16 protein-coding genes, 1 tRNA gene and 1 other RNA gene are annotated in these 26,194 nt (G+C 63.7%); 7 read left to right on the plus strand and 11 right to left on the minus strand.

Annotated features, from left to right (window positions below):
- Positions 1 to 78: 78 nt before the first annotated feature.
- The 3 genes from ACRQHG_RS04700 to ACRQHG_RS04710 all read right to left on the minus strand — a co-directional run bounded on the left by ACRQHG_RS04700 (position 79) and on the right by ACRQHG_RS04710 (position 5,759).
- Entirely contained in the window at positions 79 to 3,105 is a 3,027-nt protein-coding gene (locus ACRQHG_RS04700; RefSeq protein WP_435719613.1) for a bifunctional [glutamine synthetase] adenylyltransferase/[glutamine synthetase]-adenylyl-L-tyrosine phosphorylase, read from the minus strand.
- Between the two features lie 17 nt (positions 3,106 to 3,122).
- A complete protein-coding gene (locus tag ACRQHG_RS04705) occupies positions 3,123 to 4,460 on the minus strand; it encodes a glutamine synthetase family protein (protein WP_435719615.1) in 1,338 nt (445 codons plus the stop codon).
- A 99-nt stretch (positions 4,461 to 4,559) separates the two neighbouring features.
- Positions 4,560 to 5,759 (minus strand): DUF2207 family protein, encoded by a 1,200-nt coding sequence (locus ACRQHG_RS04710; RefSeq protein ID WP_435713561.1) that lies wholly within the window; start codon positions 5,757 to 5,759, stop codon positions 4,560 to 4,562.
- A 194-nt stretch (positions 5,760 to 5,953) separates the two neighbouring features.
- On the opposite strand from ACRQHG_RS04710, the gene panB reads away from it, so the two are divergent.
- The gene (panB, locus tag ACRQHG_RS04715) at positions 5,954 to 6,760 is read left to right on the plus strand and encodes a 3-methyl-2-oxobutanoate hydroxymethyltransferase (RefSeq protein WP_026428802.1); all 807 of its coding nucleotides are present in this window, start codon (positions 5,954 to 5,956) and stop codon (positions 6,758 to 6,760) included.
- A gap of 9 nt (positions 6,761 to 6,769) precedes the next feature.
- A complete protein-coding gene (gene map, locus ACRQHG_RS04720; RefSeq protein ID WP_087070663.1) occupies positions 6,770 to 7,681 on the plus strand; it encodes a type I methionyl aminopeptidase in 912 nt (303 codons plus the stop codon).
- Between the two features lie 104 nt (positions 7,682 to 7,785).
- Here map and rnpB read toward each other — a convergent pair.
- Positions 7,786 to 8,130: RNase P RNA component class A (gene rnpB / locus ACRQHG_RS04725), an RNA gene on the minus strand.
- Between the two features lie 711 nt (positions 8,131 to 8,841).
- Here rnpB and ACRQHG_RS04730 point away from each other — a divergent pair.
- Positions 8,842 to 11,265 carry a hypothetical protein gene (locus ACRQHG_RS04730; RefSeq protein WP_435713562.1) on the plus strand — a complete coding sequence of 808 codons (2,424 nt, stop codon included), beginning with the start codon at positions 8,842 to 8,844 and terminating at the stop codon, positions 11,263 to 11,265.
- Positions 11,266 to 11,475: 210 nt separating this feature from the next.
- Here the strand turns inward: ACRQHG_RS04730 and ACRQHG_RS04735 are convergent, their stop codons facing one another.
- From ACRQHG_RS04735 to ACRQHG_RS04750, 4 genes are all read right to left on the minus strand, one after another.
- Positions 11,476 to 12,216 (minus strand): zinc ribbon domain-containing protein, encoded by a 741-nt coding sequence (locus ACRQHG_RS04735; protein ID WP_435713563.1) that lies wholly within the window; start codon positions 12,214 to 12,216, stop codon positions 11,476 to 11,478.
- A 151-nt stretch (positions 12,217 to 12,367) separates the two neighbouring features.
- Positions 12,368 to 13,153 (minus strand): Nif3-like dinuclear metal center hexameric protein, encoded by a 786-nt coding sequence (locus ACRQHG_RS04740; protein WP_435713564.1) that lies wholly within the window; start codon positions 13,151 to 13,153, stop codon positions 12,368 to 12,370.
- A 111-nt stretch (positions 13,154 to 13,264) separates the two neighbouring features.
- Positions 13,265 to 15,319: a CocE/NonD family hydrolase gene (locus ACRQHG_RS04745; RefSeq protein WP_435713565.1), complete on the minus strand. Its 2,055-nt coding sequence runs from the start codon at positions 15,317 to 15,319 to the stop codon at positions 13,265 to 13,267.
- A gap of 92 nt (positions 15,320 to 15,411) precedes the next feature.
- A complete protein-coding gene (locus tag ACRQHG_RS04750) occupies positions 15,412 to 16,986 on the minus strand; it encodes a peptide MFS transporter (protein WP_435719616.1) in 1,575 nt (524 codons plus the stop codon).
- Positions 16,987 to 17,294: 308 nt separating this feature from the next.
- On the opposite strand from ACRQHG_RS04750, the gene ACRQHG_RS04755 reads away from it, so the two are divergent.
- The gene (locus ACRQHG_RS04755) at positions 17,295 to 18,134 is read left to right on the plus strand and encodes an aldo/keto reductase (RefSeq protein WP_435719618.1); all 840 of its coding nucleotides are present in this window, start codon (positions 17,295 to 17,297) and stop codon (positions 18,132 to 18,134) included.
- Between the two features lie 64 nt (positions 18,135 to 18,198).
- Here ACRQHG_RS04755 and ACRQHG_RS04760 read toward each other — a convergent pair.
- Positions 18,199 to 18,272: transfer RNA gene (locus ACRQHG_RS04760), tRNA-Val, on the minus strand.
- A gap of 85 nt (positions 18,273 to 18,357) precedes the next feature.
- Positions 18,358 to 18,756 carry a DUF3052 family protein gene (locus tag ACRQHG_RS04765; protein ID WP_026428793.1) on the minus strand — a complete coding sequence of 133 codons (399 nt, stop codon included), beginning with the start codon at positions 18,754 to 18,756 and terminating at the stop codon, positions 18,358 to 18,360.
- 337 nt (positions 18,757 to 19,093) lie between these two features.
- On the opposite strand from ACRQHG_RS04765, the gene aceE reads away from it, so the two are divergent.
- From aceE to ACRQHG_RS04780, 3 genes are all read left to right on the plus strand, one after another.
- Positions 19,094 to 21,829 (plus strand): pyruvate dehydrogenase (acetyl-transferring), homodimeric type, encoded by a 2,736-nt coding sequence (gene aceE / locus ACRQHG_RS04770; RefSeq protein WP_035276891.1) that lies wholly within the window; start codon positions 19,094 to 19,096, stop codon positions 21,827 to 21,829.
- Positions 21,830 to 22,045: 216 nt separating this feature from the next.
- Positions 22,046 to 23,827 carry an ABC transporter ATP-binding protein gene (locus tag ACRQHG_RS04775; RefSeq protein ID WP_435719619.1) on the plus strand — a complete coding sequence of 594 codons (1,782 nt, stop codon included), beginning with the start codon at positions 22,046 to 22,048 and terminating at the stop codon, positions 23,825 to 23,827.
- Positions 23,824 to 25,611 (plus strand): ABC transporter ATP-binding protein, encoded by a 1,788-nt coding sequence (locus ACRQHG_RS04780; RefSeq protein ID WP_320768543.1) that lies wholly within the window; start codon positions 23,824 to 23,826, stop codon positions 25,609 to 25,611. Before ACRQHG_RS04775 ends, ACRQHG_RS04780 begins: the two co-directional genes overlap by 4 nt.
- 92 nt (positions 25,612 to 25,703) lie before the next feature.
- Here the strand turns inward: ACRQHG_RS04780 and ACRQHG_RS04785 are convergent, their stop codons facing one another.
- A complete protein-coding gene (locus tag ACRQHG_RS04785; RefSeq protein WP_435719620.1) occupies positions 25,704 to 26,171 on the minus strand; it encodes a hypothetical protein in 468 nt (155 codons plus the stop codon).
- Between the last annotated feature and the right edge of the window lie 23 nt (positions 26,172 to 26,194).

Below are 26,194 nucleotides of genomic sequence, written 5' to 3' on the forward strand. Positions count from 1 at the left end.
GCTGCCCACAGCACCCGGGCTCCTTGCACATAGGCGACGCGGCCCGCGGCGGCCTGGTCGCAGTGCGCGGGGCGCGGGCTAGCCGCGCCCGTAAAATACGTGTTCCACGGCGGCGCGGGCATGCCGCGCGGCCCGGGCGCGCCGGTCGAGGATATCGCTGGCGTGCTCGGCGCCCAGGATCGCGGCCATGCGCTCGCGCTCGCGTGGATCACGCGGAATGACCTGGGCGGCGCTCCCGGTGCGGCCCGTCGCCACAAAAGCGGCCTGGCGCAGCGCGCTGGCAGCCTGCCAGCCCGCCACGAGGGCGTGTTCCTCTTCCGCGGTGATCAGCCCGGCAGCGCCGGCCGCCCGCAGCGCCTCCCCCGTTCCGGTGACCCGGAGTTGCGGGCAGGCCGCGGCGTGCTCGAGCTGGAGAAGCTGCGCGGTCCACTCCACATCCGCGCTTCCGCCCGGCCCGAGTTTGAGATGGGAGGCCGGAGCCACTCCCCCGGGGATTCGTTCTTTTTCCACCCGGATTTTCATGAGCCGAATGGCGGTGCGCCGCGCCTCATCCCAGTGCGCCGGGTAGCGCAGCGGGGCGATGAGCTCAAGGAAACGTTCCCCGAGTTCGCGGTCCCCACCCACCACGCGGGCCCGCAGCAACGCCTGGAATTCCCAGGGCTCAGCCCAGCTGCGGTAATACTCCCCGTAGGAATCCAAGCTGCGTGCGAGCACCCCGCTGCGGCCCTCCGGGCGCATATCAGCATCCACAGCCAGCGGCGGCGCCCCGCCCACCTCCTGTTCCAGGCGCATAAAAGCACGCGCCAGCGCATCGGCATCCCCGGCGGCTTCCTCCGGCCCGTCCCACACGAACATCACATCCGCATCGGAGGTGTAGCCGCATTCGCGCCCGCCCAGGCTCCCCAACCCGATCACCGCAAAAGAAAAATCGGGATGCGAGCCATCCGCCTCGTTTTTTTCGGCGACGACGGCGCACCTGGCGGCGCGTACCCCCGCTTCCACCGCGCATTCCACGGCGTTACTCACCGCGCCCGCCACCTCTTCGGGCCCGAGCAGCCCGAGGGCCTGAGCCATGGCGGTGCGCAGCACTTCCCGCCAGCGCAACCACCGGCCCGCCCCGGCGATCTCCTCCGGCTGGCTGCGTCGCTCGAGGAGCGCGTCCAGCTCCCCGCGCAGCGCGGCGGCGCTGCGCGGGGCCAGCTCGGCGTCGTCGCCCAACCATGCAATGGATTCGGGTAGTTCGGGGATATCGCGGGCCAGGAAACGCGAACGGGAAAGGATGAGGGCGAGGCGGTGGGCGACGGGCCCGCCATCGCGCAGGGTGCGCATATACCAGGAGGTGGCCCCCATTTTTTCGGAGAGCACCCGGAAAGCAAGCAGGCCGGCATCCGGTTCGGGGCCTTCGGCGAACCACCCGAGCATGACGGGCAAGAGCTGGCGGGCGATGGCGGCGCGCCGACTGGTGCCTTCCGTGAGGGCGCTGATATGGCGTAGTGCGCCGGCCGGGTCACGGTAGCCGATACTGGCCAGGCGGATGCGGGCGGCTTCGGGGGCGAGGGAAATATCATCGGCGGCTAGCTGCGCGGCGGCGGGAAGGAGGGGCCGGTAGAAAATATCTTGGTGAAGTTCGCGCACCTCCCGGCGTACCTGCGCGAAAGTGTCGGTGAGGGCCGCGGCATCGGGCAGGCCGAGGGAGCGGGCTAGGCGGCGCAGGTCGTCTTCGCGGGTGGGAAGCACGGCGGCCCGACGCAGCCGCACCAGTTGGGCGCGGTGTTCTAGGCAGCGCAGCCAGCGGTAGTGGTGGTCGAGGCGGGCAGCATCGGGGCGGGAAATGTACCCGCCTTCGGAGAGGCTCGCGAGCGCCGTGGTGGTGGTGGCCGAGCGGATGGTGGTGTCCACGCGCCCGTGCACGAGCTGGAGGAGCTGGACGGTGAATTCGACGTCGCGCAGGCCGCCCGCCCCTAATTTGATATGGCGTTCGCGTTGGGCGGTGGGGATATGGGCTTCCACGCGGGCGCGCATGGCCCGGGCGTCGGTCACGAAGTTGTCCCGGGAGGCGGCGTTCCAGACGAGCGGGGCGGTGGCGCGCAGGTAGTTATCGCCGAGTTCGCGGTTGCCGGCGGCCACGCGGGCTTTGAGGAGGGCTTGGAATTCCCAGCTTTGGGCCCAGGTGGCGTAGTAGTCCAGGTGGGAGGCGAGGGTACGCACCAGGGGGCCGGTTCCGCCTTCGGGGCGCAGCGCGGTGTCAATGGTCCACAGGGCGCTTTCGGGGCCGGGTGCGCTGATGTATCCGGCGAGGGTGGTCGCCAGCGCGGTGCCGATCTCGAGGGCTCGTGCTTCGCTAACTCCCGGGCGCGGTTCGGTGATATAGACAACGTCCACATCGGAGGCGTAATTGAGTTCCCCTCCCCCGGTTTTCCCGAGCGCGATAATCGTGAAATCGACGGCGTTGGCATCGGGTACCCGGGTGCGGGCGAGTTGGAGGGCGCCTTCCAGGGCGGCGCAGGCCAGGTTGGAGAGGGTGGCAGCTACCTCGGGCAAGCGAGCAGCAGGATCGGGCAGGGTGAGGTCCCAGCCGGCCAGGGTGAGGATGCGGGTGTAGTAGTGGGCGCGCAGCGCGGCAATAACATCCTGGAGGTCACTGCGGTTCTCACGCGAATCGCTCCCGGGCGCCTCGTGTGAATTGTTACCGGTATCGGTTCCGGCCTCCGTTCCGTCCCCCTCCCCGATGCCCGCAAGCCAAGGGGCCAGGGCGGCGCGCATGGCCGCACGTTCATCCGCCTCGCTCAGCAGGGCGCGTGCTTCGGCTTCTTCGGCGGTCCCGCATAGTTCCCGGGCGGCTTGGGGGTGGCGCGCCAGGTGATCGGCCAGCGCGGTGGAGAGCCCGAGCACGGCGAGCAGGCGTGGCCGGGCTGCGTCGTCGTTCCCTACACCCTCCCGCCGGTTTAAGCCGAGCCGCGCGCAGGCCGCAAGCGCCCGGTCCGGATCCGCTGCTTGCGCGAAATCTTCCGGCTGCCAGGCGCCGGCCTCCAGCTCCGCGGCGGCGCGTTCGGGGGCCGTGAATCCGCAGCGCCGGGCCCGCTGGGCGAGGGTGAGACGTCGCATACCCGCTCCCCGCAGCCCTAGCGATCAGCCCGGAAACGCGCGCGTTCCAGCGGGGTGACCTGGGCGCGGTATTCGGCCCATTCGGCGCGTTTATCACGCAGAAAGTAATCGAAGGCGTCCTCGCCCAGGATCTCGGCAACCAGGTCGGAGCTTTCCATGAGTTTGAGCGCGCTATCCAGGCTCCCGGGCAGGGATTCGATACCGAGCACGGAACGTTCCATATCGGTGAGGAGGAGGACATCCGTATCGGCCGGGTCGGAAAGATCGTATTTTCCTTCGATTCCGGCCAGGCCCGCGCCCAGCACGACCGCGAAAGCCAGGTAGGGATTGGCGGCGGTATCCAGGGCGCGGTATTCCAGGCGCGCGGATTGTGGTTTGGTGGGCTTGTATTCGGGCACCCGCACGAGGGCCGATTGGTTGCGCGGCCCCCAGCACACGTAGGGCGGGGCTTCCCCGCCGCCCCACAGCCGCTTATAGGAATTAACATGCTGGTTGGTCACCGCGGTGATTTCGCGGGCGTGGCGCATGAGCCCGGCCAGGAAGCGCCGCGCCGTGACCGACATCCCGAATTGGCCGCGCGGGTCGTGGAAGGCATTTGTTTCGCCTTCGAAAAGTGAGAAGTGGGTGTGCATGGCCGAACCGGGCCAGTGCGCCAGGGGTTTGGGCATGAAGGACGCTTCCACCCCGTGGCGCAGTGCCACTTCTTTAATAATGACGCGAGCGGCCATAATGCTATCGGCCATCGTCAGGCAGTCGGCGTAGCGCAGATCCACTTCCTGCTGGCCCGGGCCGATTTCGTGGTGGGAAAATTCCACGCTGATGCCTACGTCTTCCAGGGAGAGGATCACATCGCGCCGGAAATTATGGGCCACCGAGCGGGTCACGTAATCGAAATAGGAGGCCGAATCAATCGGGGTGGGTTCTTCATCGTCGCTGGCTCCCGGCTGGAAGAGGTAGAACTCCACTTCCGGGTGGGCGTAGGCGGTGAAGCCCAGGTCCTCGCAGCGGCGCAGGGTGCGCTGGAGGATAGCCCGCGGGTCGGAGCGGGCCGGTTCACCTTCGCGGGTGAGGATGTCGCAGAACATGAAGGCGGCGTCGTCGCTCCCATCCACGCCACGCAAGACCGCAAAGGTCGAGGCATCCGGGCGCGCAATCATATCGGATTCATACACGCGCGTGAGGCCTTGGATGGCCGAGCCGTCGAAGCCGACGCCCTCCGCGAAGGCGTTATCGAGCTCCACGGGAGCCACCGCCACGGATTTGAGGGTGCCGACGATATCGGTGAACCACAGCCGCACGTAGCGGATACCGCGGTCACTTATGGTGCGAAGGACGTGTTCTTGCTGGTCATCCATGGCGCTTCATCTTTCCGTGTTTTTCGGGGAGGGTCCGTTAGTTCCGGCGAATTCGGTTATGCGTTCGGGCGCGGTCCGTTAGTTGCGGGCGAGACCTCGTTATGTGTGCGTGCGAGTGGAAACGGGGAGTAATCCGCGTACGAAACGCCGCAGGTGGCGCCGCCGTGCATGCGGAAGATCGTGGGCGAGCGGGTGGGAACGGAACCGGGTTTCCAGAACGCTCAGGGCTTCGCGTAGCTGGTACCAGTTTGTGATGTCTTCTCCGGCCAGGTGCAGCCACGGGAGGGCAGCGCCGACGTCGCGCATATCCCGCGAGTTAATTCGCTCGAGGGAACGAACCCATTCATCGGCGCATTCCAGGCCGTAGGCCCAGCCCACGTAGGAAGCGAGGACCTCCGCGCTCACCCCGGCGAAACGGGGCGCCGCGGTGAGGAAACGCCGGAAGCCTTCCACCTGATCGGAGGCCACCACCCCGTTCGGGGTGAGGGAAGAAAAGTTGAGGAGCCCAACGAATCCGCAGAACACCAGCCAGCCACCCACGATGAGCCAGTACCAGGACAGCTGGAAAGCCAGGGCCCCGATAAAAGCCAAGCCCGTGAGCGCGATACCTCCGAAGAAAAGCACGGCGGCCAGCGAACCCACCAATTCGCGCCCGTGGTGGTACCAGCCGCGCCGGGAAACCACTTCCGTTTTGCTATCGCGCGCGATGGCGAGGGCGAGGCGGGTGGAGAATCCCTGCACTCGCAGCACCGGGCGGGAGGCGGCCGGCAGCCCGGCGTTTTCCATCGCGGTGCGGTAGGAGCGGTCATCAAAGGGTTCGGATTCCCGGAATGCTGCCGATTCGGCGCTTTCCGGGGAGGCCAGGGCGGCCAGGAAACGGGCCTCGAAAGGTTCGAGGGTGGACGTATCGGCTTCGGTGAGAGAGATGGTGATCATTTGGCCGCGCAGGGCCGGATCCCGGAAGAAGTCAATGGTGAGGAATCCGCGGGCGGCCAGGTCGAGGAGAGTGGTGATGGCGGCATCGTCCGCGGCGTAGTGGCGGTGCATAAAAGCCCCGAGGGCGGCGGGCATCTCCGGCGGAATAGTGCGTACCGGCGGGCGAGTATGCGGGCGGCGCCGCCGGTAATTATGGCCGGTCATCCCGGCCGGTTCACGCGGATATACCCCGCGCGGCAGATCGGCGTATTCCCGACTGGGGATGAGCGCCAAGCACATAATGACCAGGGCAGTCACCCCGATCCCTAAGGCCAACCAGAATTCCAGTGCGTTCATGGACACCAGCTCAAGCAAGGGTTCCACAGTCACCTCCTCGCACCTAGCGTACCGTGCCAGCAGGCCCGCGGTACGTGCGCCTGGATTCTAAATCGGAGTGCGCAGCACCGTGCTAGCGGCCGGCACGTAACGCCGCGCAGCGTCAACGTTCCACCGCGGGCGCGATGATGCACCGGCGCGCGTGACCTAGTACTCTAAGCCATAGATATCGGGAGGTAATCATGACGGAGTTCTCACCGGCACGAATTCGGGTGCAGCACCTGAATGAGATGGTCGCTAACGGAGAGGTGCTCACGGCACTCACCTGCTATGACGCTCTAACAGCGCGGATCTTGGACGCGGCCGGAATCGATATTTTGGTGGTGGGCGATTCCATCGGCAATACCGCCCTGGGATTCTCCTCCACTATCCAGGTCACCCTAGAAGATATTGAGCGAGCCACCAGCGCCGTCATGCGCGGCACCACCCGGGCTTTTATTATTGCCGATATGCCCATGGGCACTTACGAAGAAAGCCCCGCGCAGGCTATCCGCACCGCCATCCGCCTGGTGCGGGCCGGGGCGGACGCGGTGAAACTGGAAGGCGGGGAAGCTTTCGCCCCCACCGTCGAAGCCCTCACCAAAGCCGGGATTAACGTGGTGGCCCACGTGGGTTATCGCCCCCACGCGGATGCCGCCCTGGGTGGCCCGCGGGTCCAGGGCCGGGATGAAGAAGAAAGCGAGGCCATTATTGATGACGCGGTCTCGCTGGAGAAGGCCGGAGCTATTGCCGTCGTCGTCGAAATGGTACCCGGGAAACTCGGAGCGAAAATTACCGAGATTCTTTCGGTTCCCACCCTCGGCATCGGGGCCGGATATCGCACCTCCGGGCAGCTGCTGGTCTGGCCGGATATGGCCGGGATGACCGAATGGCAACCCTCCTACGCCAAGCGTTTCGGCGAGGTGGGTGCGGCGCTGAGCAACGCGGTCACCGCTTTCCGCACGGCCGTCAAGGGCCGGGAATTCCCCGATAAGGAGCACAGTTTCTAAGCCACTACAATGGTGGCTATGAGTCTTGCAGCACGTGCGCCGCTCGGTACGGCGCGTCCCGGAAAGATTTCGCCGCGCCGTAAAGTTCCGGCTTCCATTGAACGCCCCGAATACATGTTCCATGACGGGCCGGAAGTGATCACCGCCTCGGATGTGAAAACCGAGGAGACGATTGAGCGGATTCGGGTGGCGGGAACCATTGCCGCGGATGCCATGTACGAGGCCGCCAAAGCGATCCGCCCGGGCGTGAGCACCGATGAGCTGGACCGCATCGCGCACGAGTACATGATCGATAACGGGGCTTACCCTTCCTGCCTGGGCTATATGGGTTTCCCCAAGTCGATCTGCACCTCCGTGAACGAGGTTATCTGCCACGGCATCCCCGATGACCAGGTACTACGCGAGGGCGACATTATTAATCTGGATGTCACGGCCTATAAGGACGGCGTACACGGGGATACCAATGCCACCTTCGGCGTGGGCGAGATCGACGAAGAATCCCGCCTCCTCATCGAACGCACCGCCACCGCCACCCTGCGCGGCATTAAAGCGGCACGCCCCGGGCGTCAGGTCAATGTGATCGGGCGGGTCATCGAGTCTTACACCAAGCGTTTCGATTACGGGGACGTCCGCGATTTCACCGGGCACGGTGTAGGCGAAGCTTTCCATTCCGGCCTTATTATTCCTCATTACGACGCCGCACCTTTGCACGGGGAAACTATCGAAGAGAATATGGTCTTTACGGTCGAGCCCATGGTGACCCTGGGAACTATCGACTATGAGATCTGGGATGATGACTGGACCGTTGTGACCAAGGATCGCGGGCGCACCGCCCAATTCGAGCACACCATCGTAGTGCGGGAAAGCGGACCGGAAATCCTCACGCTGCCCTCCGATCCGAATCTCGGGCTGCGGCTCTAGGCGGGGAGACACGGAGGGCCACGGCTGGCCGCGGGGCTGGGTACGGCGCTAGCTACGGCGGAGCTGATAGACGCGTGGGGGGCGGATCCGAAAATCCGCCCCCACTGTCATCTTGGCCTATACGCCGGGTTCTGTACCGCTTACGCGGCGGCGACCATCCATCTACGTGCGCCATTGCTGACGCACTCTAGCAATCCACCCGTGCCCTAGACGAGGAGCCTTGCGGGGCACTGTCTGATCTTGCTCCCGGTGGGGCTTGCCGTGCCATGCCGGTCACCCGGCACGCGGTGGTCTCTTACACCACCCTTTCACCCTTACCTTGCGGCGGTTTACTTTCTGTTGCGCTTTCCCGCGGGTCACCCCGGGTGGGCGTTACCCACCACCGTCCTCTACGGAGCCCGGACGTTCCTCGAGGCGCATACGCGCCGCGCGGCCGCCCGGCCAACATGACCCGTTTATGCTACCAGCCTGACAGGCGCGTGGTAGCAGACCTACCGGCACGTGGTAGCAGACCTACGGGCGCGCGGTGGGCAACCCTACGGTGCGCGCGTGCCGCTATACGGTGTGCGGCGGTCACCCCTGGATTCCGATCAGGGTTCTGATCGGGGTTTCGGCAGCATCTAAGAATGCCGTTTCTGAATGCATCTCCCCCATCGATTACCATGAGTAATTATGCAATATTGTTTCCTTGCTCACATGAGAAGACCTGAAAGCGCAGGAAAGTAAGGCAAGCCGTTCCCGGCGCCACAGCAGCGATTGTTAAGCATTTGAGGATCCCTTGCTCATAAATATTAAACCTGCTTAGAATCCAAGCAACAGGCAAAACAGCGACGTTTCGCGCGTTTTCTCTGTTAGTAGGTAATGGCTGCGGGGGCCGACTTTGCGTGAGGGTCGGCTCCCGCACCTCTCTCCGCAACGCTGCGTGACTACACCACGAGCTATCGAACGCCACAAATACCCACCATGCGCAGCGGATATGCGACACAACGCGGATACCCCACAAGCCGCGGATATGCCCCACCATAGAGGCTCACCACATTTATCCAAAGGTCATGTACGAATATACAGTTCTCCCCGTAGACTTTAGCTGTTTTATAAACGGTCAAAAGTTGCAGATTAGCCGTTCCGGGTAGTACTGCACGTCTTCGCGAAGGATCCCCATGACACAGCGCATCTCCCGACTCGCCAGTACTCTTACCGTGACCACCCTCGCCCTTACCATGGCGGGCACCGTGGCCGCCCACGCCCAGCCGGCCGCCGGCTCCCCCACCCCGGGCGCGTCCTTTACCTCCTGCACGGATTCCCCCAAAGCGAAAGCCGCGGTGGATGAAGCAAAGGCCGAACGCGAGGCACTGCTCAAGGCCTCGGAAACGGCGCAACAGGAACTCGCCGCCGCTCAGGAAGCGGCAACTGCAGCGCAGGCCGCCAAGGATGCGGCCGCCGCGAAATTGAGCGAGGCGGAGAAGGCTGCCCAGACTGCCGCGGAGGCGCGCGATGGCGCGAAAGCCGCCCTCGATGCTTTCCAGGCGGAAGGTCAAGCCGCGAAAGATGCGCTTCCCGCGGCCCGCACCGCCCTCGAAGAAGCGGAGGGCCGGGTAGGCGCGGCGTCGTCGCAAAAAGACAAGGACAGCGCGGCGGTGACGGAAGCGCAGCGCGTTCTTGACGAAAAGAACGCGGATCTCGCCGCAAAGACGCAGGCGGAGAAGGATGCGCGCGCGAAGCTGGAGGCGGCGCAGGCCGCCGAGGCCGCGGGCAATGCCGAACGCGAGAAGCTCGCCGCGCAGTTGCGTGAGGTGACCGAGAAGAAGGAGCAGGCGGATGCGGATCTCGCTGCGGCGCAGGCGAAGGAACGCGCGGCGCAGGATGCTCGTTTCGAGGTGGTTACGCGGGAAGCAGAAAAGGTCGCCGCCGCGCAGCGCGGGTACGACGACGCTGTTGCCGCCCTTCCCGCCGCTCAGGCCGCGAAGGAGGAAGCGCAGCAGGCAGCCACCGCCGCCGCTAACGATGTGACCGTCAAGCGCGGCGAGGACGAAGCCGCCCAGGCGAAGGTCAAGGACTCGGAGGCGAAGCTGGCGCAGGCCACGCAGAAACTCGGCGATCTTGAGAACGCCGTGACCGACCTGAAGAATCGCCAGGCCGAGGTAGAGGCCGCGCTGCCCGGGCTGGAGCAGGCGAAGAATAACGCCGAGGCTGCCTACAACGAAGCCCAGGCGGCCGAGGACGAGGCAAGGGATTGGTACGAGGCCGCTGCCGGAGATAAGAAGAATTTCACCGAGGAGGATGTAGAGCAGTACCGGCAGGAATGGGAGGCGAAGAAGGCGGAAACTGCCCCGAAGAAGGCGGCTTTCACGCAGGCCAATGAGGCCTATACTGCCAAGGCTGCGGAAAAGGATCAGCTGGCCACCCAGGTTCCAGCGAAGGAAGCGGAGCGCGATGCCGCGCAGACCGAGAAGACCGGGCTGGAGGCAGCTCACGCTGCGAATCAGCAGGCCGCGCAGGAGAGCGCCGCGAAGCTCGCCGCAGCGGTGGAGACTGAGGCTGCGAAGCGCGCTGCTCTCACGGAGAAGGACGCGGCGCTCACCGCGGCCCAGCAGCAGGTAGAAACGACGAAGGCCGCCCTCGCCGCAGCGGAAGCGGCCGCCGCGGAAGCAACCCGCCCGGTGGATGAGACCCTGGCCGCGGCCCAGCGGGAAACCGCCGCCGCGCAGGAGAAAGCCACGCAGCTAGCCGCCGAGCACGCCGCACTTTCCGAGCAGATCATGACCGTGCACGTACCCAAGTGGAATGATCTGCGACTCAAGCGTGAAGATGCACAGCAGGAGCAGACCCAAGCTGCCGGGGCACTCGCGGAGGCGGAGGCCGCGAAGGGCGCCGCAGATCAGGAGCTTGAGAAGGCGAAGGCTGCGGCGGAGAAGAGCGCCGCGGCGGTCACGACCGCTGAGGGTGAACGTGACGCCGCACGCCAGAAGGTGAAGGATCTGGAAGCGGCCGGCGCGAAGCTGGACGGTTTGCAGGCAGAATATGACACGTTGGCCGGTGCGGGAGCGCTCGCGGAGGCGGATGCGGCGGCGGCCCGCGAGCAGGATACGGCAGCTGGCACGGCACTTGCGGAAGCGACGGCGAAGGCCGCGGAGGCCGATGCGGCGGTCAAGCGTTCCGCGGATGATCTTGCCGCGCTTGATGCGCGTATCGCGGCGCTGCGGACTTTCCTGGAGAAGTGCGCCGCTGAGGAAGCGGAGCGGCCGGGTGCGGGTGTGCAACCCGGCACCCCGGGCGCTCCTGAAACTCCGGCGCAACCGGAACAACCGACTAATCCAGAGCAGCCCGGAACCGGAACCGCGGCTCCGAGCACACCGACACCGGGCGCTTCGGCGCAGAATCCTTCAACGCAGGGCGGTAAGCATGCCGATCCTTCTGCCCCGGTCGCCCGCGGTCCGCAGTCAGTTGCCAAGCACGCGGCACCCGCGGCGCAGCTGCCGAGCACCGGCGCGGAGAGCAGCGGTATCGCGGGTTCGGCTCTGCTGCTGATGCTCGCCGGAACGGGTGCGGTGGCTTACGCTTCCCGTAAGCGCGCCACGCGCTAGCACCGACCGCCGCAAGACACAGAGTGCGCATAAGAACACCATTTTCAGCTGATTTCATGTTTCTTATGCGCACTCTGTGTCCCTCATGGTTTCGAATGCGCACTTCGGACGTCCCCGCCTGGCGATTGCTCTGGCGGGGACGGGTTGTTTTTCCGAGCTGTACTGCATCTGTCGTACATGCGAAGTACAGGCGTGAAAAAGGAAGCCCGCCTAGGCTTCGTCGTAATCAATCGGGACGATAATGCAGTCGTAATCCTCAGAAAGATAAATCTCATCTTCCGGGGTCGCCTTGATTTGTGCCACTTCCACCGGGGAAAGTGTGATTCCCGCCCCGGTAGCGCCGTTGGGCGTCATGGTCATAACCGCGTAGCCGCCGGTAGCAACCGAGTGTTCGTACACTTTTTTGAGAGATTCTGCCAGCGGTGCATAGAGTTCCTCGCGCTGGGCACGGATTTTTTCTTGAGAGGCGGTGATGTCCGCGACCACGTCCTCCAGTTCGGAGCGCTGGGCCAGTACTTTTTCTTGGAGTGAATCGATAGCTGCGCCCAGTTCTCGTACTCGCTCTTCGCCGCCTTCAACAGCTTCAAGCGCAGCGAATTCCTTTTCCGACGTTTCTTCCAGGGTGGTGCGCAGCGCCGCCATTTCGTCTTCCAGCACGAGCAGATCGCGGGAGGTCAGCCCGGTGCCGGCATTATATTTTTCTTCTTTATCCGCTACTTGGCGAGCCAAATCCGCACTGGTCTTCTCCACGCTCGCTAACTCCGCCCGCGCCTGTTCCAACTGCGTTTCCGCCGTGGTTTTTTCCCGTCCGCGCGCGGCAATCGCGTTGAGGAGTTTACCCAAGGAAGCTCGCAGTGGATGCTGGGTATTTTCCCGCTCGAGGCGGTTGAGCTGCGCGTCCAAGTCGGCAACCTGAAGCAGGATAAGTTGATCGGCACGGGGTGCTTTCATCGGGTGGATCTCCTTCGACTCGCACGAAAGGCGCACGGCGCGCCTTCCCCTATTCTATGCGGGAGAACCGGCCCCGCGCAGCGAGCTCACCCGCACCACCTCACCCGCACAGTGCCGATGGCCCGGCCGACCCCACTGCGCCGTCGTACCTTTAACCGCGCACCGCAATATTCCAGGCATCCGTGGGAATCTCGGAAATATACGTATCCAGCTGCGGGAAGCGTTCGCGTAAACGCTGCTCCATCTCCCCCAGCACCGGCCATTCGCTGGCCCAGTGGGTGGCGCAGATGAGTGCGCAGCCGCCGTCCCAGATATGGTCCGTGGCCGGGTGGTGGCGCAAATCGGCGGTGAGATAAGCATCCGCGCCCGCGGCTTTCGCGGCCGCCAATAGTGAATCCCCCGAACCGGAGCAGATGGCCAGGCGCCGCACCACCCGCTGTGGATCGCCCGCTCCGAGCACCCCGGCCGGAGTATGCGGCAGCACCTGCGCTACCCGTTCCACCAGCTGCCCGAAAGGCACGGCTGCGATGCTGCCCACTCCGCCGATTCCGGATTCGGGATCCAGCGGCGCCTCAATCTCCACGTCCAGAAGCCGAGCGAGTGCGGCGGTGGAGGCCACAACATCCGCATTGGTGTGGGCGCTAAAAAGCGCGACTCGCCCGCGCACCAGCTGCGTGACCCATCTTCCCTTGGCGAACGTTCCCGCCACGGTGGAGGTCCCCCGCAAAAAGAGCGGATGGTGCGTGATGAGGAGGTCAGCCCCGCGTTCGCAGGCTTCTTGCACGGTTGCTTCACACGGGTCGACGGCGAAACCGACGCTGCGCACCTCGTCGCTGGGCAGGCCGGCCACCAGGCCGACCCGGTCCCAGCTTTCCGCGCATGCGGGTGGGAAGAATTCGTCCATGGCCGCGGTGATATCCGCCACTGTATACGTCATGAATCCACCCTACCCGGGGCGCGTGGCGAAGCGAAACTGCGCCGTCGCCCCACGCCGCGCCGCCGCCCCGAACGCAACCGCGCCGCGCGAACGCAAGCGCGCCGCACCGCTCTAGGCCGCCGTGCGGTCCACGGTGCTCTCCCACTCCTTGTGGAAGATTTCCTCCTCGTGATCGAAGGCGGTGACCACCGATTGCACGTAGAAGTTCTCCGCATCGCAGCGAATGCGGGTATCGGCTTCCAGGCGAACCTCCCAACCGATATCCGGGCGGGCCAGCCCGATTTTCCATTCGGCTTCGGTGCGTGCCGAAAGCGGGTCATCCCAGGAAATCCAGTAGCGTTCCACGGAATCTTCGTCGTAGTGGAGGCCGTCCGGGTAGACCCGGGTGCCCCCGTAGGCCGGATCTACCTGGATAAACGTTTCTTTCTTCACCACGTCGCGGGCGATGAGGCGTTCGGGGCGGCGCGCCCCGGCAGCCCCCGCTTCCGGGTATGTCACATCCAAACCAATGGGCTGGACCGGCCCGGCGAAACGCACCGCATCATCGAGCGCATCGCGCTCTCCCCCGGGGCGCATCGGGCGGGCGGGCACCACCAGGGCGGAGGCCCCCAGATCCACCTCCACCCCGGCGTTGTCCCGCGCCGGCCAAATCCACGGCCAGTAAGCGCTGGAAAGCGCCACCCGCAACGTGTGCCCGGCCGCGAAATGGTAGCCAATACCGGTAAGCGGAATCTCCACATCCACCCACTGCCCCGCGGGCATCTCCACGATCCGCTCACGCCCCTCGCGGGCACTCAGGTTGAGGTTCCCGCGGGTGATAAGCGTGGAGGCACCGTCCGGGGCCACATCTTCCAGGCGCACATACATATGGCCGCGTTCCCCGCCATTGCGCAGCCGCAGCAACGCCCTGGCATTACCGAGAATCTCCACCGATTCCCCCAGGTAAAAATCGCAGGTCACCGCGCGGCCATCGTCGGCGCGCTGATCGACCGGCAAATCGGCGTCGTTCCCGTACGGGAAGTACCGCCCGGCATCCGAGCCGATGTCTTGCGGCGACTTCACAAGAATCGTGCCACCACGCACCGCACCCGGCGATACGCTCGCCTGCCCCAATTCAAAACGCAGCGGCTCAATATCCGGGGAGGGCCAGGCGCGTTCCGCCACCCAGCGCCCCTCGATTTCCTCGTATACCGAGGCCGGGCGCATGGGGTCACTGATCCAGGTACGCAGCAGCGGCTCATCCATTGCGCCGTTATCCACGCCCTTGAGCCACCTATCCCACCAGCGCAGCGTTTCCCCGAGGAAATCAATATGCGGCCCCGGGCGCAGATCGCGATCCGGATACTGGTGACTCCACGGCCCGAGCAGCCCGCGCACGTTCTTCCCCAGCGCGGAGAGATTCTCCACCAGGCGCAGCACGGTATCGCGGTACGGGTCAAACCAGCCGCCCACCGCGAGCACCGCCGCGTCGAGTTTCGAATAATCCTCACACACCGAGCCGTGTTTCCAGTAGGCATCGCGGGTCTGGTGGCTCATCCAGGTATCTACGTAGGGCTCCATATTATTGAGGCGCTCCAGCCACATGGACGTCCACTTCTCCCCCACGGCGCGCGGGTCCGGCGGCCGGGATTCGAAGGCGAGCATGGTGGCGCCCCAGGCGTGCATATCCACCGCGAGCATCGAGCCGCCGAAATAATGCACGTCATTGTCGTAGCGGTCATCGGTGGAGCAGGTCGTGACGATCGCCTTGAGGGCTTCCGGCTGGTAGGAGGCAAGCTGGAGCGAATTGAAACCGCCCCAGGAAATCCCGAACATGCCCACGCTGCCCGTGCACCACTCCTGCGAAGCAATCCACTCGATGACTTCCAGGCCGTCTTGGTGTTCCTGCGCATCGTATTCATCGCCCGGGATACCCTCGGAATTGCCGTGCCCGCGGATATCGACCCGGATGGAAGCGTAGCCGTGCCCGGCGTAATACGGGTGGCGTTCGTGATCGCGCGGCGCGGTCCAGTCCCCGCTGCGGTAGGGCAGATATTCCAGGATCGCCGGCACTTTTTCCTCCGTGCGCGGCATCCAGGCTTTCATCCACAGCCGGGTGCCATCCGAAAGCGGAATCCACGCCTCGCGAATCTCGGTCTCGTAGGGAAAATCTGTGATGTACTCCATTGTTCTCCTTCCTATGCGTCTCTGTGTTGTTGTTTTAGTGCGTGTGCTGCGGTTTTCGTGGGGCGCTATGAGGAACGACGACGCCGCCAGCTTTACGCGACGACTTTCATACGTGAACGCATCCACGGAGTAAGCGCCATGAGCAGCACGCCGTAACCGATAACCACTACTCCCTGCACCCCGAAGTAGGCGGGGATGGAGGCGGCCATATTTTCGTAATCGAAGAATTTCACCACCTGAGCTTGGATCCCCTGGGCGCAGGCCATGGCCGCGAACCACAGGGCCATGGTTTGGGAGGCGAAAGCTCGCGGGGCGAGTTTGGTGGTGGCGGACATCCCCGAGGTTTGCAGCACCAGGTCCCCCAGGCCGAGGAAGATATAGCATCCCACCAGCCACAGCGGCATAAGGAGAGCCCCGCGCGGGGTGAGGATGCCCGCGAGCGCCACAATGACGAAGGCGATCCCGCCGAGCACCGCGCCCAGCCCCACTTTTGCGGCCACATGCGGTTGGCGTTTGCCCATTTTCAGCCAGATCCAGGCGAGCACCGGCCCCATAATGATTTCCACGATGGCGGTGAGGGAAATGTAATAGGAGGAGGGGTAGCTCAGGGAGCCGATGGTGTTATCGGTGGCGTTGAGGGCCACGAGGTTGAGGGTGTTCCCGGTTTGGAAATAGAGCAGGTTGTAGAGGATGAGGGCGATGAGCAGCAGCGCGTAAGGGATGAGATTGCGCCGTTCTACCGGGGTGACCTTCGGGGAGCGGTACATCCACAGGAAGAAGAACACCGGCACGATCCAGGTGATCACAGAGATGCCGTTGACGACGTCGCTGAGCGTGGCGGAGGAGAAGGTGGCGAAAAGCGTGGCTACCGCGACTACTCCCCCAACCAGTCCCACGAGCATCCAGAAGGAACGGTCCGCCACGAAACTGGCGCGGATGCGATGCGCTTTGGCACGCCCGGATAGATTTTTTCCGGTTGCCACGTAGGCGATGAGGCCGAGGATCATTCCCACCGCGGCGGAGGCGAAGCCGGCGTGCCAATGCACCCGTTGGCCGAGGAACCCGGCCACCAGCGGCCCGAGGAACGCCCCGATATTAATGCCGGCGTAGTAGATGGAGAAGCCGGCATCGCGGCGGCTATCCCCGGGTGCGTAGAGTTCACCCACCATGGTGGAAACATTCGGTTTGAGGAGCCCGGTTCCCACCACGATGAGGCCCAGGCCCACCCAGGTGAAGAATTCGGTGGGGATACCCATGGCGATATGGCCCGCGGCAATAACAATGCCGCCCCAGAGCACCGTGCGGTAGGTGCCGGAAATCCGATCCGCGATCCAGGCTCCCGCGATGGAAAGCAGGTAGACGAGGGCACCGTAGGCGGCCACGATGGAGGATCCCACGTCCTCCGCGTAGCCTAGCCCGCCACTCGCGATGGCATCGGTGAAGTAGAGGACCAGGATGGCCTGGAAGCCCAGGTAGGAGAAACGCTCCCAGAGTTCCAAGCCGAAAAGGGAATACAGGCCGGTGGGTTGGCCCATAAAAGAGCGGGTGGCGCGGGCGCGCCGGTCGCGGCGCAGGGCTTCCTTGTGTTCCTTTATGTACTTTTTGGGATTCTCGACGTTATCGGGGACCTGCGCGGCGATTTGCGCGTGGGTGGGTAGGTCAGGCACGTGGTACTCCTTCTCGAAAAACGGGACCGTCTGACCCCGCTATCGCGGCCGCTTCCTCCTTTCTCTAGGCGCGCGCGTGCGTCCTCCCGGGGCAGTGCGACGGGCGCACATCCCCGGCTTTTTCAAGCACAGCAGGGGCTTTTTTCAGCCCTGCTATCCGTTTTCCAGGGTAACAAGCACCTCCGACATAACCGCGATTTGAGTACTTTTTTATCGTTTTCGCCCCGGCTCCCACCCGCCGCAAGCCCTGAGCCCGTAGGAAAAACTCGAATAGACATGACATCGGTCACATTGCTAGGCTGTGGGGCATGACAATATGCAATATTCCCACCATCCCCCTTGCCGATGGCGGCCAGATTCCCCTGGTTGGAATCGGCTCCCTACTGGCCAAAGGCAATGAACTTGCCACCACGCTCGGCCAGATCATTGCCGATGGCTACCGCCTTATCGATACCGCCCAGCAGTACGCCAATGAAACGGCCGTTGGCGAGGCGGTGAAACGCTCCGGGGTGCCCCGCGCGGAGGTGTTCATCACCTCGAAGGTGGCCGGCGGGGAACAGGGGAAGTGCTACACCCGGCGCAGTATTGAGGATTCGCTACGCCGCCTGGATACCGATTACCTTGACGCTCTCCTCATCCACTGGCCCAATCCCTCCCGGGGCCTGTACGTGGAAACCTGGGAGGAGATGCTCGCGGCGCAGGCGGAGGGCCTGGTGCGCCACGTGGGGGTCTCTAATTTCTTGCCCGAACATCTCACCCGCTTGCATGAGGCCACCGGGGTGTGGCCGGTGCTCAACCAGATCCAGCTCTCGGTTGCCCTCCCGCGCACCGATCTGCGTGCTTTCCACGAGCGCCACGGTATTGTCACCCAGGCGTGGCGGCCGCTCGGCGGGCCGGAAAAGCTGCTGGATCAAATCGTGGTGAAGCGCCTGGCTGCCAAGCACGGGGTGAGTGCCGGGCAGATTGTGCTGCGCTGGTGTGTCCAGCAGGGCATTGTGGTGATTCCGTCGTCGTCCCAACGCGAGCGCTGGCGGGCAAATGCCAATATCTTCAACTTCGCCCTGGACGACTCGGATATGCGCGATCTGGCCGCGCTGGACACCGGCGACCTGCACGTGTGGGATGCGCGCACGCACGAGGAGTGGTAGCGGAATTTCGCGCCGCCACGGCGCAACGGGAATCAGTCCCGCCCCGCATAACCGGCATAAAGAGTGGGCCCGACCGGATTCGAACCGATGACACCCTGGGTGTAAACCAGGTGCTCTGACCAACTGAGCTACGGGCCCGCGCGCTGCGCACTCGGATGATCCTACCCGATGCGCGGCCCGCGCGCACCTTCCCGCCGAAAATACCGGCAGCGCCCCGCCTGCTCTAGTAGCGCAGGCCCTTATTGGTGAGGCGCACGCCCGTCCAGGACTCCCCGAGGGCCACGGATGTGGTTGGTTGCATGCCCGCGGTATCGGCAGCCTCTTCAATATCGTTATGCGGCACCGCATTCGACACCCGCCCCGTGGGCACGAAGAGCCAGCAAATAGCATTTTCGTCGTCGAAATTAGCCTTGATATCCAGGAGCAAATCGGTGAGGTCATCGACATCACCGTCGTCCGCGCGCCACCAGGCGATGGCGCCGTCCACGATATCGCGCGAATCTTCGTCCACCAGCGCGCTTCCGATAGTTTCTTCGATCTGCGCGCGGACCTGGGCGGCTACGTCGTCGTCGTAGCCAAATTCTTGGATGATGTTCCCTTTCTGGAAACCAAACGAACTCATGGCTTAAGCTCATCTGATCGCCGGCATTTTTTCAAGTTAATCTCAGCCGCGTCGCCCGTGATTTTGGTGATCATTACCGTACGACGACGCGCGCCGCCCGGTTCCCGGGCGCCGCGAAAGCCACCCGCCGTGCGCCCCGTCCACCGCTCAGCTTAATTCCGCTCATGCCTGTGCGATGGCTCTCAACAACGCGGTAATATAAGAGTGCATGTGTAAGAGGTACCACAGCCGTTCTGGGACTAAAGCCGCGAACGGGTAGCCTTGACACGTCCCTATGAACTACAACCACTCAAGCAATGGAGGAGATTCCGTGGCTTCACAAGATTCTGATGATCGCATGGTGTCCGGCCAGCTCAGCCAGATCCCGGATGTTGATCCGGAAGAAACCCGCGAATGGCTCGCGTCCGTGGATGATCTGATTGAAACAAATGGTGCGGATCGGGCGCGGTTTATCCTCGCCAGCGTGGATGAGCACGCGCGCGCCAAGGGAGTTTCGGTCTCCCCTGATCTCGTCACGCCCTATATCAATACAATTCCGGCGGAAGAAGAACCTCCTTACCCGGGCACCCCGGAAGAAGAGGAACTCGAACACCAATTCCGCAGCTGGACCCGGTGGAACGCAGCCGTGATGGTCACACGCGCCCAGCGCCCCGGCGTGGGGGTAGGCGGCCATATTTCCTCCTACGCCGCCCAGGCCACCCTTTACGAAGTGGGCTTCAACCACTTCTTCCGCGGCCCGGATGCTCCCGGTGGCGGGGATCAAATCTTCTTCCAGGGCCACTCCTCCCCCGGTAATTACGCCCGTGCCTACCTGGAAGGGCGCCTGACGGAAGCGGATCTGGATTCCTTCCGCCAGGAAGCCTCCCATATTTCCGGCGGGCGCGGCCTGCCCTCCTACCCGCATCCCCACCAGATGCCGGACTTCTGGCAGTTCCCCACCGTGTCCCTCGGGCTGGGCGCCACGAACTCCATCTACCAGGCTTGGTTCAATCGCTACCTGAGCGAACGCGGTATTAAGGACACCTCGGATTCGCACGTGTGGGCCTTCCTGGGCGATGGCGAAATGGACGAACCTGAATCGCGCGGCATGCTCCAGCTGGCCGCCTCCCAGAAGCTGGATAACCTCACCTGGGTGGTCAATTGCAACCTCCAGCGCCTGGACGGCCCGGTGCGCGGCAACGGCAATATCGTGCAGGAACTCGAGTCCTTCTTTAAGGGCGCGGGCTGGAATGTCATTAAGGTGCTGTGGGGTTCGGGCTGGGATAAGCTCCTCGCCCAGGATAAGGACCACGCCCTCGTGGACCTCATGACCTCCACCCCAGACGGTGACTACCAGGGCTTCAAGGCTAATGACGGCTCCTACGTGCGCAATAACTTCTTCGGGCGCGATCCGCGTACGAAGGCCATGGTGGAAGATTGGTCCGATGATGAGATTTGGGCGCTGCGCCGCGGCGGCCACGATCACCACAAGATCTACGCCGCCTACCGGGCGGCCCTGGCCCATAAGGGCCAGCCCACCGTGATTCTGGCGCAAACGGTCAAGGGCTATGACCTCGGCTCGAACTTCGCGGGGCGCAATGCCACCCACCAGATGAAGAAGCTCAATAGCAACGATCTCAAGCTGCTGCGCGATACCCTGCGTATCCCCATTGATGATTCCCAGCTGGAAGATCCCTATAACGCGCCGTACTACAAGCCGGCTGAGGATCACCCGGCCATGAAGCATATGCGCGAGCGGCGCGAAGCGCTGGGCGGCTACCTGCCCCAGCGCCGCACCCACCAGGGTGGAATCGCACTGCCGGCCGATAAGCCCTTCCAGTCGATGAAGAAGGGGTCAGGCAAGCAGAAGGTGGCCACCACCATGGCCTTGGTTCGCCTGCTCAAGGACATTATGCGCGATAAGGAATTCGGCTTCCGCATGGTGCCGATCGTTCCGGACGAAGCGCGTACCTTCGGCATGGATTCCATGTTCCCCTCCGCCAAGATCTTCAATACCCAGGGCCAGCAGTACACCGCGGTGGACCACGATATGCTGCTGTCCTACAAGGAATCCACCCAGGGCCAGCTGCTCCACACCGGTATTACCGAAGCCGGTTCCCTCTCCGCTTTCGTGGCGGCCGGAACCTCGTATGCCACCCATAACACCCCGATGGTGCCCTTCTACATCTTCTACTCGATGTTCGGGTTCCAGCGCACCGGGGACCAGTTCTGGGCTGCCTACGATCAGCTGGCCCGCGGCTTCATTATTGGCGGCACCGCCGGGCGCACCACCCTCACGGGTGAGGGCTCCCAGCATATGGACGGGCACTCTCCCGTCCTCGCCTCCACCAACCCGGGCATGGTCATTTACGATGCGGCCTACGCTTATGAACTCGGCCATATCTTCAAGGATGGCCTGAAGCGTATGTACGGGGATGGCTCGGACGGGCGTGAGCAGAACGTCATGTACTACCTCACGGTCTACAACGAGCCCATCCACCAGCCCGCCGAACCGGAGAATGTGGATGTGGACGGCATTATCCGCGGTATCTACAAGCTCGATGAGGCCGATGGTCTGGGCGGCCCGCGTGTCAATCTGCTCTCCTCGGGCGTCGGGGTGCGCTGGGCCCGCGAAGCCAAGCGCATGCTGCGTGACGACTGGGGTGTGGATGCCACCGTCTACTCGGTGACCTCCTGGTATGAGCTGCGCAAAGACGGCTTGGCCACCAACGAATACAACTACCTCCACCCGGAGGAAGAACCGCGCAAGGCCTACGTGACCGCGAAGCTGGAAGGCGAAGAAGGCCCCTTCATCGCCACCTCCGATTTCGAGCACCAGGTCCAGGATTCCATCCGCGAATGGATCCCCGGCGACTATGAGACGCTCGGCGCCAAGGGCATCGGTATTTCCGATACCCGCCCGGCCGCCCGGCGCTACTTCAAGATCGACGACGCCACCATGGTGGTGCGGGCCCTGTACGCGCTGGCCAAAGCCGGCAAGATCGACCGCTCGGTTGTCCGCCAGGCAATCGAGAAGTACGATCTGCATAACCCGGCAGCCGCCGAACCGGTTCCCGATAACGACCCGGAGTAAAGCGGCGCGGGCCACGCCGGGATTCCCGGCACGCCCAAGCTACGGCGCTCGGGCGCTGCACCGGCAGCGGCGCAGGCCCGGCGTCGTCGTAACTAATTGAATAGTGTTTGAGCATCCGTGCTCTCACACGTAGCATAGTGTGGCGGTCCTCCTCACCCGCGAATAATTATCGCGAGCTGAGCTTTCGGGCCGCCACACATATATGGAGGCTAGTGATTGACCGTTTATCGACTGGCGTGGAGGCATCTGCGCGACCGCAAATTCCAGCTCCTCGCGATTGCTGTGCTACAGATCGCGCAGGTGCTCCTCGGACTCACCCTCCCCGCGCTGGGCGCTAACGTTATCGATTACGGCATTCTGGAACGCAATAGCTCCTATATTTGGTCACGCGGGCTGCTCATGGCGCTCTTCACCCTCGCGCAGGTGCTCTGCGCTATCGGGGCAATCTATTACGGGGCCCTGGTCTCCACCCACCTGGGCCGGGAGCTGCGCCGCGAAACTTTCGCGCATGTGCAACGCTTCTCCCCCGCGGACCAGCAGCGTTTCGGAGCCTCCACCCTGGTCACTCGCACCACGAACGACGTCAATCAAATCCAGATGGTCACCCTCATGTCCCTCACCATTATGGTGACGGCCCCGATTATGGGCGTGGGCGGGGTACTCATGGCCATCGGGCAGGACGTAGTCCTCTCCCTCACCCTCCTCGTCATTATCCCGGTGCTCACCGCAATTATTCTGGTGTGTACCGCGATGCTCGCCACACGCTACGAAACCCTCCAACGGCGCGTGGACGCCATTAACGATGCGCTGCGCTCCCAGCTTTCCGGGGTGCGGGTAATTCGGGCCTTCCGCCGCGAAGAAGCCATGGCCGGGGAATTCGAGGTTCATAACCGCAATTTCCGTTCGATTATGCTCCAGATCGGCACGATTTGGTCCGCGCTGCTGCCGGCCATGAGCGCCGTGATCGGGCTGGCCTCCGCGCTGATCGTGTGGATTGGCGGGCATCGGATTGCCGGGGGTTCCATGCCGGTGGGGGCGCTCGCCGCGTTTATCACCTATCTCATGATGATTCTGGGCGCGGTCATGATGCTCGGCATGATTATTATGGTGGTTCCGCGCGGGAACGTTTCCGCCGAGCGCGTCATCGAAGTGAATACCACCGTTCCTTCCATCACGGACGCGCCGGATGCGCGGGAGATGCCGCCCGGCCCGGTCACCTTCCGCTTGCGCGATATTTCCCTCACCTACGCGGATGCGGACGAGCCTGCCTTGCGCGGCATTTCTTTGTGTTTCCGACCTGGAACGACGACGGCGATTATTGGCGCCTCGGGCTCGGGCAAATCATCGCTGGTGAAAATACTGCCGCGCCTCGTGGATGTGAGTACCGGGCGCTTCACCGTGGAAGGCAGCGCCGGAGCCGGCGAAGTGGATGTGCGCGATATTCGACTCGCTGATTTCCGCCGCCGGGTGGCCCTCGTACCCCAACGCGCTTTCCTGTTCAGCGGCACGGTGGCCAGCAATGTTGCCGGCTCCACCCGCGATATTGACCAGGAGCGGGTCATTGATGCGCTGCGCTGCGCCCAGGCCTGGGATTTCGTGGAGGCCGGGGGCGGGCTGGAGATGCCGGTGGAAACCGGGGGGACTAATCTTTCCGGCGGGCAGCGCCAGCGCCTAACCATCGCGCGGGCCCTCTACCGAGCCCTGCCCGATAGCTCCGGGCGGGCCGGGGCTGACCTGGTAGTTTTCGATGATTCTTTCTCCGCCCTCGATTACGCGACCGATGCCCAGCTACGGGCCAACCTCAAGGAGCGGATCCGGGATGCGGCGGTGGTCATCATTGCCCAACGTATTTCGACGACCCGCAGCGCTGATTGCGTCGTCGTACTGGATTGCGGCGAGGTAGTGGGCTGCGGAACGCACGCGCAGCTCATGGAAACAAATGAGATGTACCGCTCGATTGTGCGCTCCCAGGAGCGCGATGAGGAGGCGCGGGCATGAGAGGTGCCGGAAATATTGACGAAGCCCGCGATATTCGCGGGGCGCTCCTCACTCTTATTCGCCACTACCTGCGCCATTACGTGGGGCGGATCGTGGCGGTGCTGCTGCTTTCGCTTATCTCCACCGCAGCCGTGGTGGCCGCGCCCTTCCTGCTCGGGCAGGGCACCAATGTGGTGGTGGATGGAATTCGCTCCGGCGGCGTGGATTTCCCGGAGTTGGCGCGGGTGCTGAGCCTGGCGGCCGGGTGCTATATTCTCTCGGCGCTGCTGCGTTTCTGGTTCGGTTATATTATTCGCCTTATTATTCAGGATCTCGGCTATGAGATGCGGCGGGATTGCCAGCAGAAAATTGATCGGATGCCGCTATCCGTGCTGGATAAGCAGCAGCGCGGGGATGTGCTCTCGCGGGTCACGAACGACGTTGATAACGTGACCCAGTCCCTGCTGCAAACTCTTTCCGAAGTCCTCTCCGCGATCTACCAGATTATCGGGATCGTGGCGGTGATGGTCTATTTGTCCTGGTCGGTGGCCCTTGCCTCGTTGGTGGTCATCCCGGTGGGGATTATTGGGATCCTCCTGCTGCTGCGCCGCTCCCGCCCCTATTTCCGCGACCAGTGGCGCCTCACCGGCGACGTGTCCGCGGTGGTGGAGGAAAGTTTCACCGGGCTGGATGTGGTGGCCGCTTACGGGCTGGAAGATGAATTCCAGGGGCAGTTTGATAGCGCGAATGCGCAGCTCTACGATGCGTCCTTCCGCGCGCAGGCAATCGCGCAAATGTCCCAGCCGCTTATGATGCTGGTGCAGAACGGTTCTTTTGCCATCGTCACGCTCCTGGGCAGTATTCAGGCGATGGCCGGCACGATGACGATTGGCGGGTTGCAGGCGATGATGCAATACACTCGCCAGCTCTCCCATCCGCTTCAGTCCCTGGCCTCCACCGCGAATCTTATTCAATCGGCGGCGGCTTCCGCGGAGCGCATTTTCGATTACCTAGCTCAGGAAGAAATGGCCCCGGATGCGAGTTCCAGCTACCGTGAGGTTGTGGCCCCCGAGGCACGGCGCGGCACCATCGAATTCTCGCACGTGCGTTTTGCCTACGAGCCTGATACTCCGGTGATCCGCGATCTCTCACTACGGGTGGAGCCGGGGCATTCCGTGGCGATTGTGGGGCCCACCGGCGCCGGGAAAACCACGCTTGTCAATTTGCTCATGCGCTTTTATGAGGTGGATGGCGGGGCGATTACCGTGGACGGCGCGCCCATCGATTCCTTCACGAAGGAATCCTTACGGGAACATTTCGGGATGGTCCTGCAAGACACCTGGCTTTTTGACGGCACGGTCTGGGAAAACATCGCTTTCGGGAAGGACGGTGCTACGCGCGACGACGCCATTGCCGCCGCGGCCGCCCTGGGCATTGATGATCTTCTTGAGACCCTCCCCCACGGTTTTGATACCCATATTGGGGATGAGGGCGAGAATGTTTCCGCCGGGGAGAAACAGCTCATCACCATTGCGCGGGCCTACCTGGCCAATCCCGATGTGCTTATTTTGGATGAGGCCACCAGTTCGGTGGATACCCGCACCGAGGCGCTTATTCAGGATGCGATGGAGCGGCTGCGCGAAGGGCGCACGTCCTTCATTATTGCGCACCGGCTCTCCACCGTCCGCAATGCCACCACGATCCTGGTTATGGAAGCCGGGGACGTGGTAGAAAGCGGCACCCATGAGGAACTGCTGGCCGCCGGCGGCGCCTACGCCCGCCTCTACGAAAGCCAGTGGGCCTGAGCTGCCGGCAGTTCGAGTCTATGCTGGCGGCGGCGCGCCCAAGCTAACCGTGATCCTGAGACCTGCGGGACTAGACGACCGGGACCGCGAGCTTAGGCGACCGGGACCGCGAGCTTCTCCTCCGCCGGGATTTCCCGGCTGGCAAGATAGCCGGACATGAGCCGCGATACCGCGCTGGCGCCCAGGCTAAGCACCCACAGGGCAGCCATGAGAATGAGAATGCTCGGATGCCCGGCATCCTTAATAATGAGGAAGACCAGGAGGATCACTCCGAGGGCAGCCGCGATCACCGGGACGGCCTGCATGGTGGGGCGCAGCCACGCCGGTGCAGAGCGCCGGGGTTGTTCCAGCAGCCCAAACCACTGGTAGACCCCTAGGAAATAAACCTGGCCGAGCGCGACCCAGAGCATGCCAAAACAGGTGCAGGTCCACACCACCAGGCTATATTCCGGAGCCCATTGCATTGTTTCCATTGCGCTAACGCACAGCAAAAGATAACCGAGAAAACCGCCGAGAACCGCAGCTCCCGCCGCGATCTTTCCAGCCGTGTACGCGTTCATATGAGATCCCTCCGTTGAGCTAG

Source organism: Actinotignum vesiculae, assembly GCF_051267215.1.
GTDB lineage: Bacteria > Actinomycetota > Actinomycetes > Actinomycetales > Actinomycetaceae > Actinotignum > Actinotignum schaalii.

Bases quoted from the DNA above. Each gene is read 5' to 3' on its own strand.
- map (WP_087070663.1), top strand. From the start codon at position 6,770: ATGGTGGCTATGAGTCTTGCAGCACGTGCGCCGCTCGGTACGGCGCGT.
- ACRQHG_RS04700 (WP_435719613.1), bottom strand. From the start codon at position 3,105: ATGCGACGTCTCACCCTCGCCCAGCGGGCCCGGCGCTGCGGATTCACG.
- ACRQHG_RS04730 (WP_435713562.1), top strand. From the start codon at position 8,842: ATGACACAGCGCATCTCCCGACTCGCCAGTACTCTTACCGTGACCACC.
- ACRQHG_RS04785 (WP_435719620.1), bottom strand. From the start codon at position 26,171: ATGAACGCGTACACGGCTGGAAAGATCGCGGCGGGAGCTGCGGTTCTC.
- ACRQHG_RS04780 (WP_320768543.1), top strand. From the start codon at position 23,824: ATGAGAGGTGCCGGAAATATTGACGAAGCCCGCGATATTCGCGGGGCG.
- panB (WP_026428802.1), top strand. From the start codon at position 5,954: ATGACGGAGTTCTCACCGGCACGAATTCGGGTGCAGCACCTGAATGAG.
- ACRQHG_RS04765 (WP_026428793.1), bottom strand. From the start codon at position 18,756: ATGAGTTCGTTTGGTTTCCAGAAAGGGAACATCATCCAAGAATTTGGC.
- ACRQHG_RS04755 (WP_435719618.1), top strand. From the start codon at position 17,295: ATGACAATATGCAATATTCCCACCATCCCCCTTGCCGATGGCGGCCAG.
- ACRQHG_RS04735 (WP_435713563.1), bottom strand. From the start codon at position 12,216: ATGAAAGCACCCCGTGCCGATCAACTTATCCTGCTTCAGGTTGCCGAC.
- aceE (WP_035276891.1), top strand. From the start codon at position 19,094: ATGGTGTCCGGCCAGCTCAGCCAGATCCCGGATGTTGATCCGGAAGAA.
- ACRQHG_RS04740 (WP_435713564.1), bottom strand. From the start codon at position 13,153: ATGACGTATACAGTGGCGGATATCACCGCGGCCATGGACGAATTCTTC.
- ACRQHG_RS04745 (WP_435713565.1), bottom strand. From the start codon at position 15,319: ATGGAGTACATCACAGATTTTCCCTACGAGACCGAGATTCGCGAGGCG.
- ACRQHG_RS04705 (WP_435719615.1), bottom strand. From the start codon at position 4,460: ATGGATGACCAGCAAGAACACGTCCTTCGCACCATAAGTGACCGCGGT.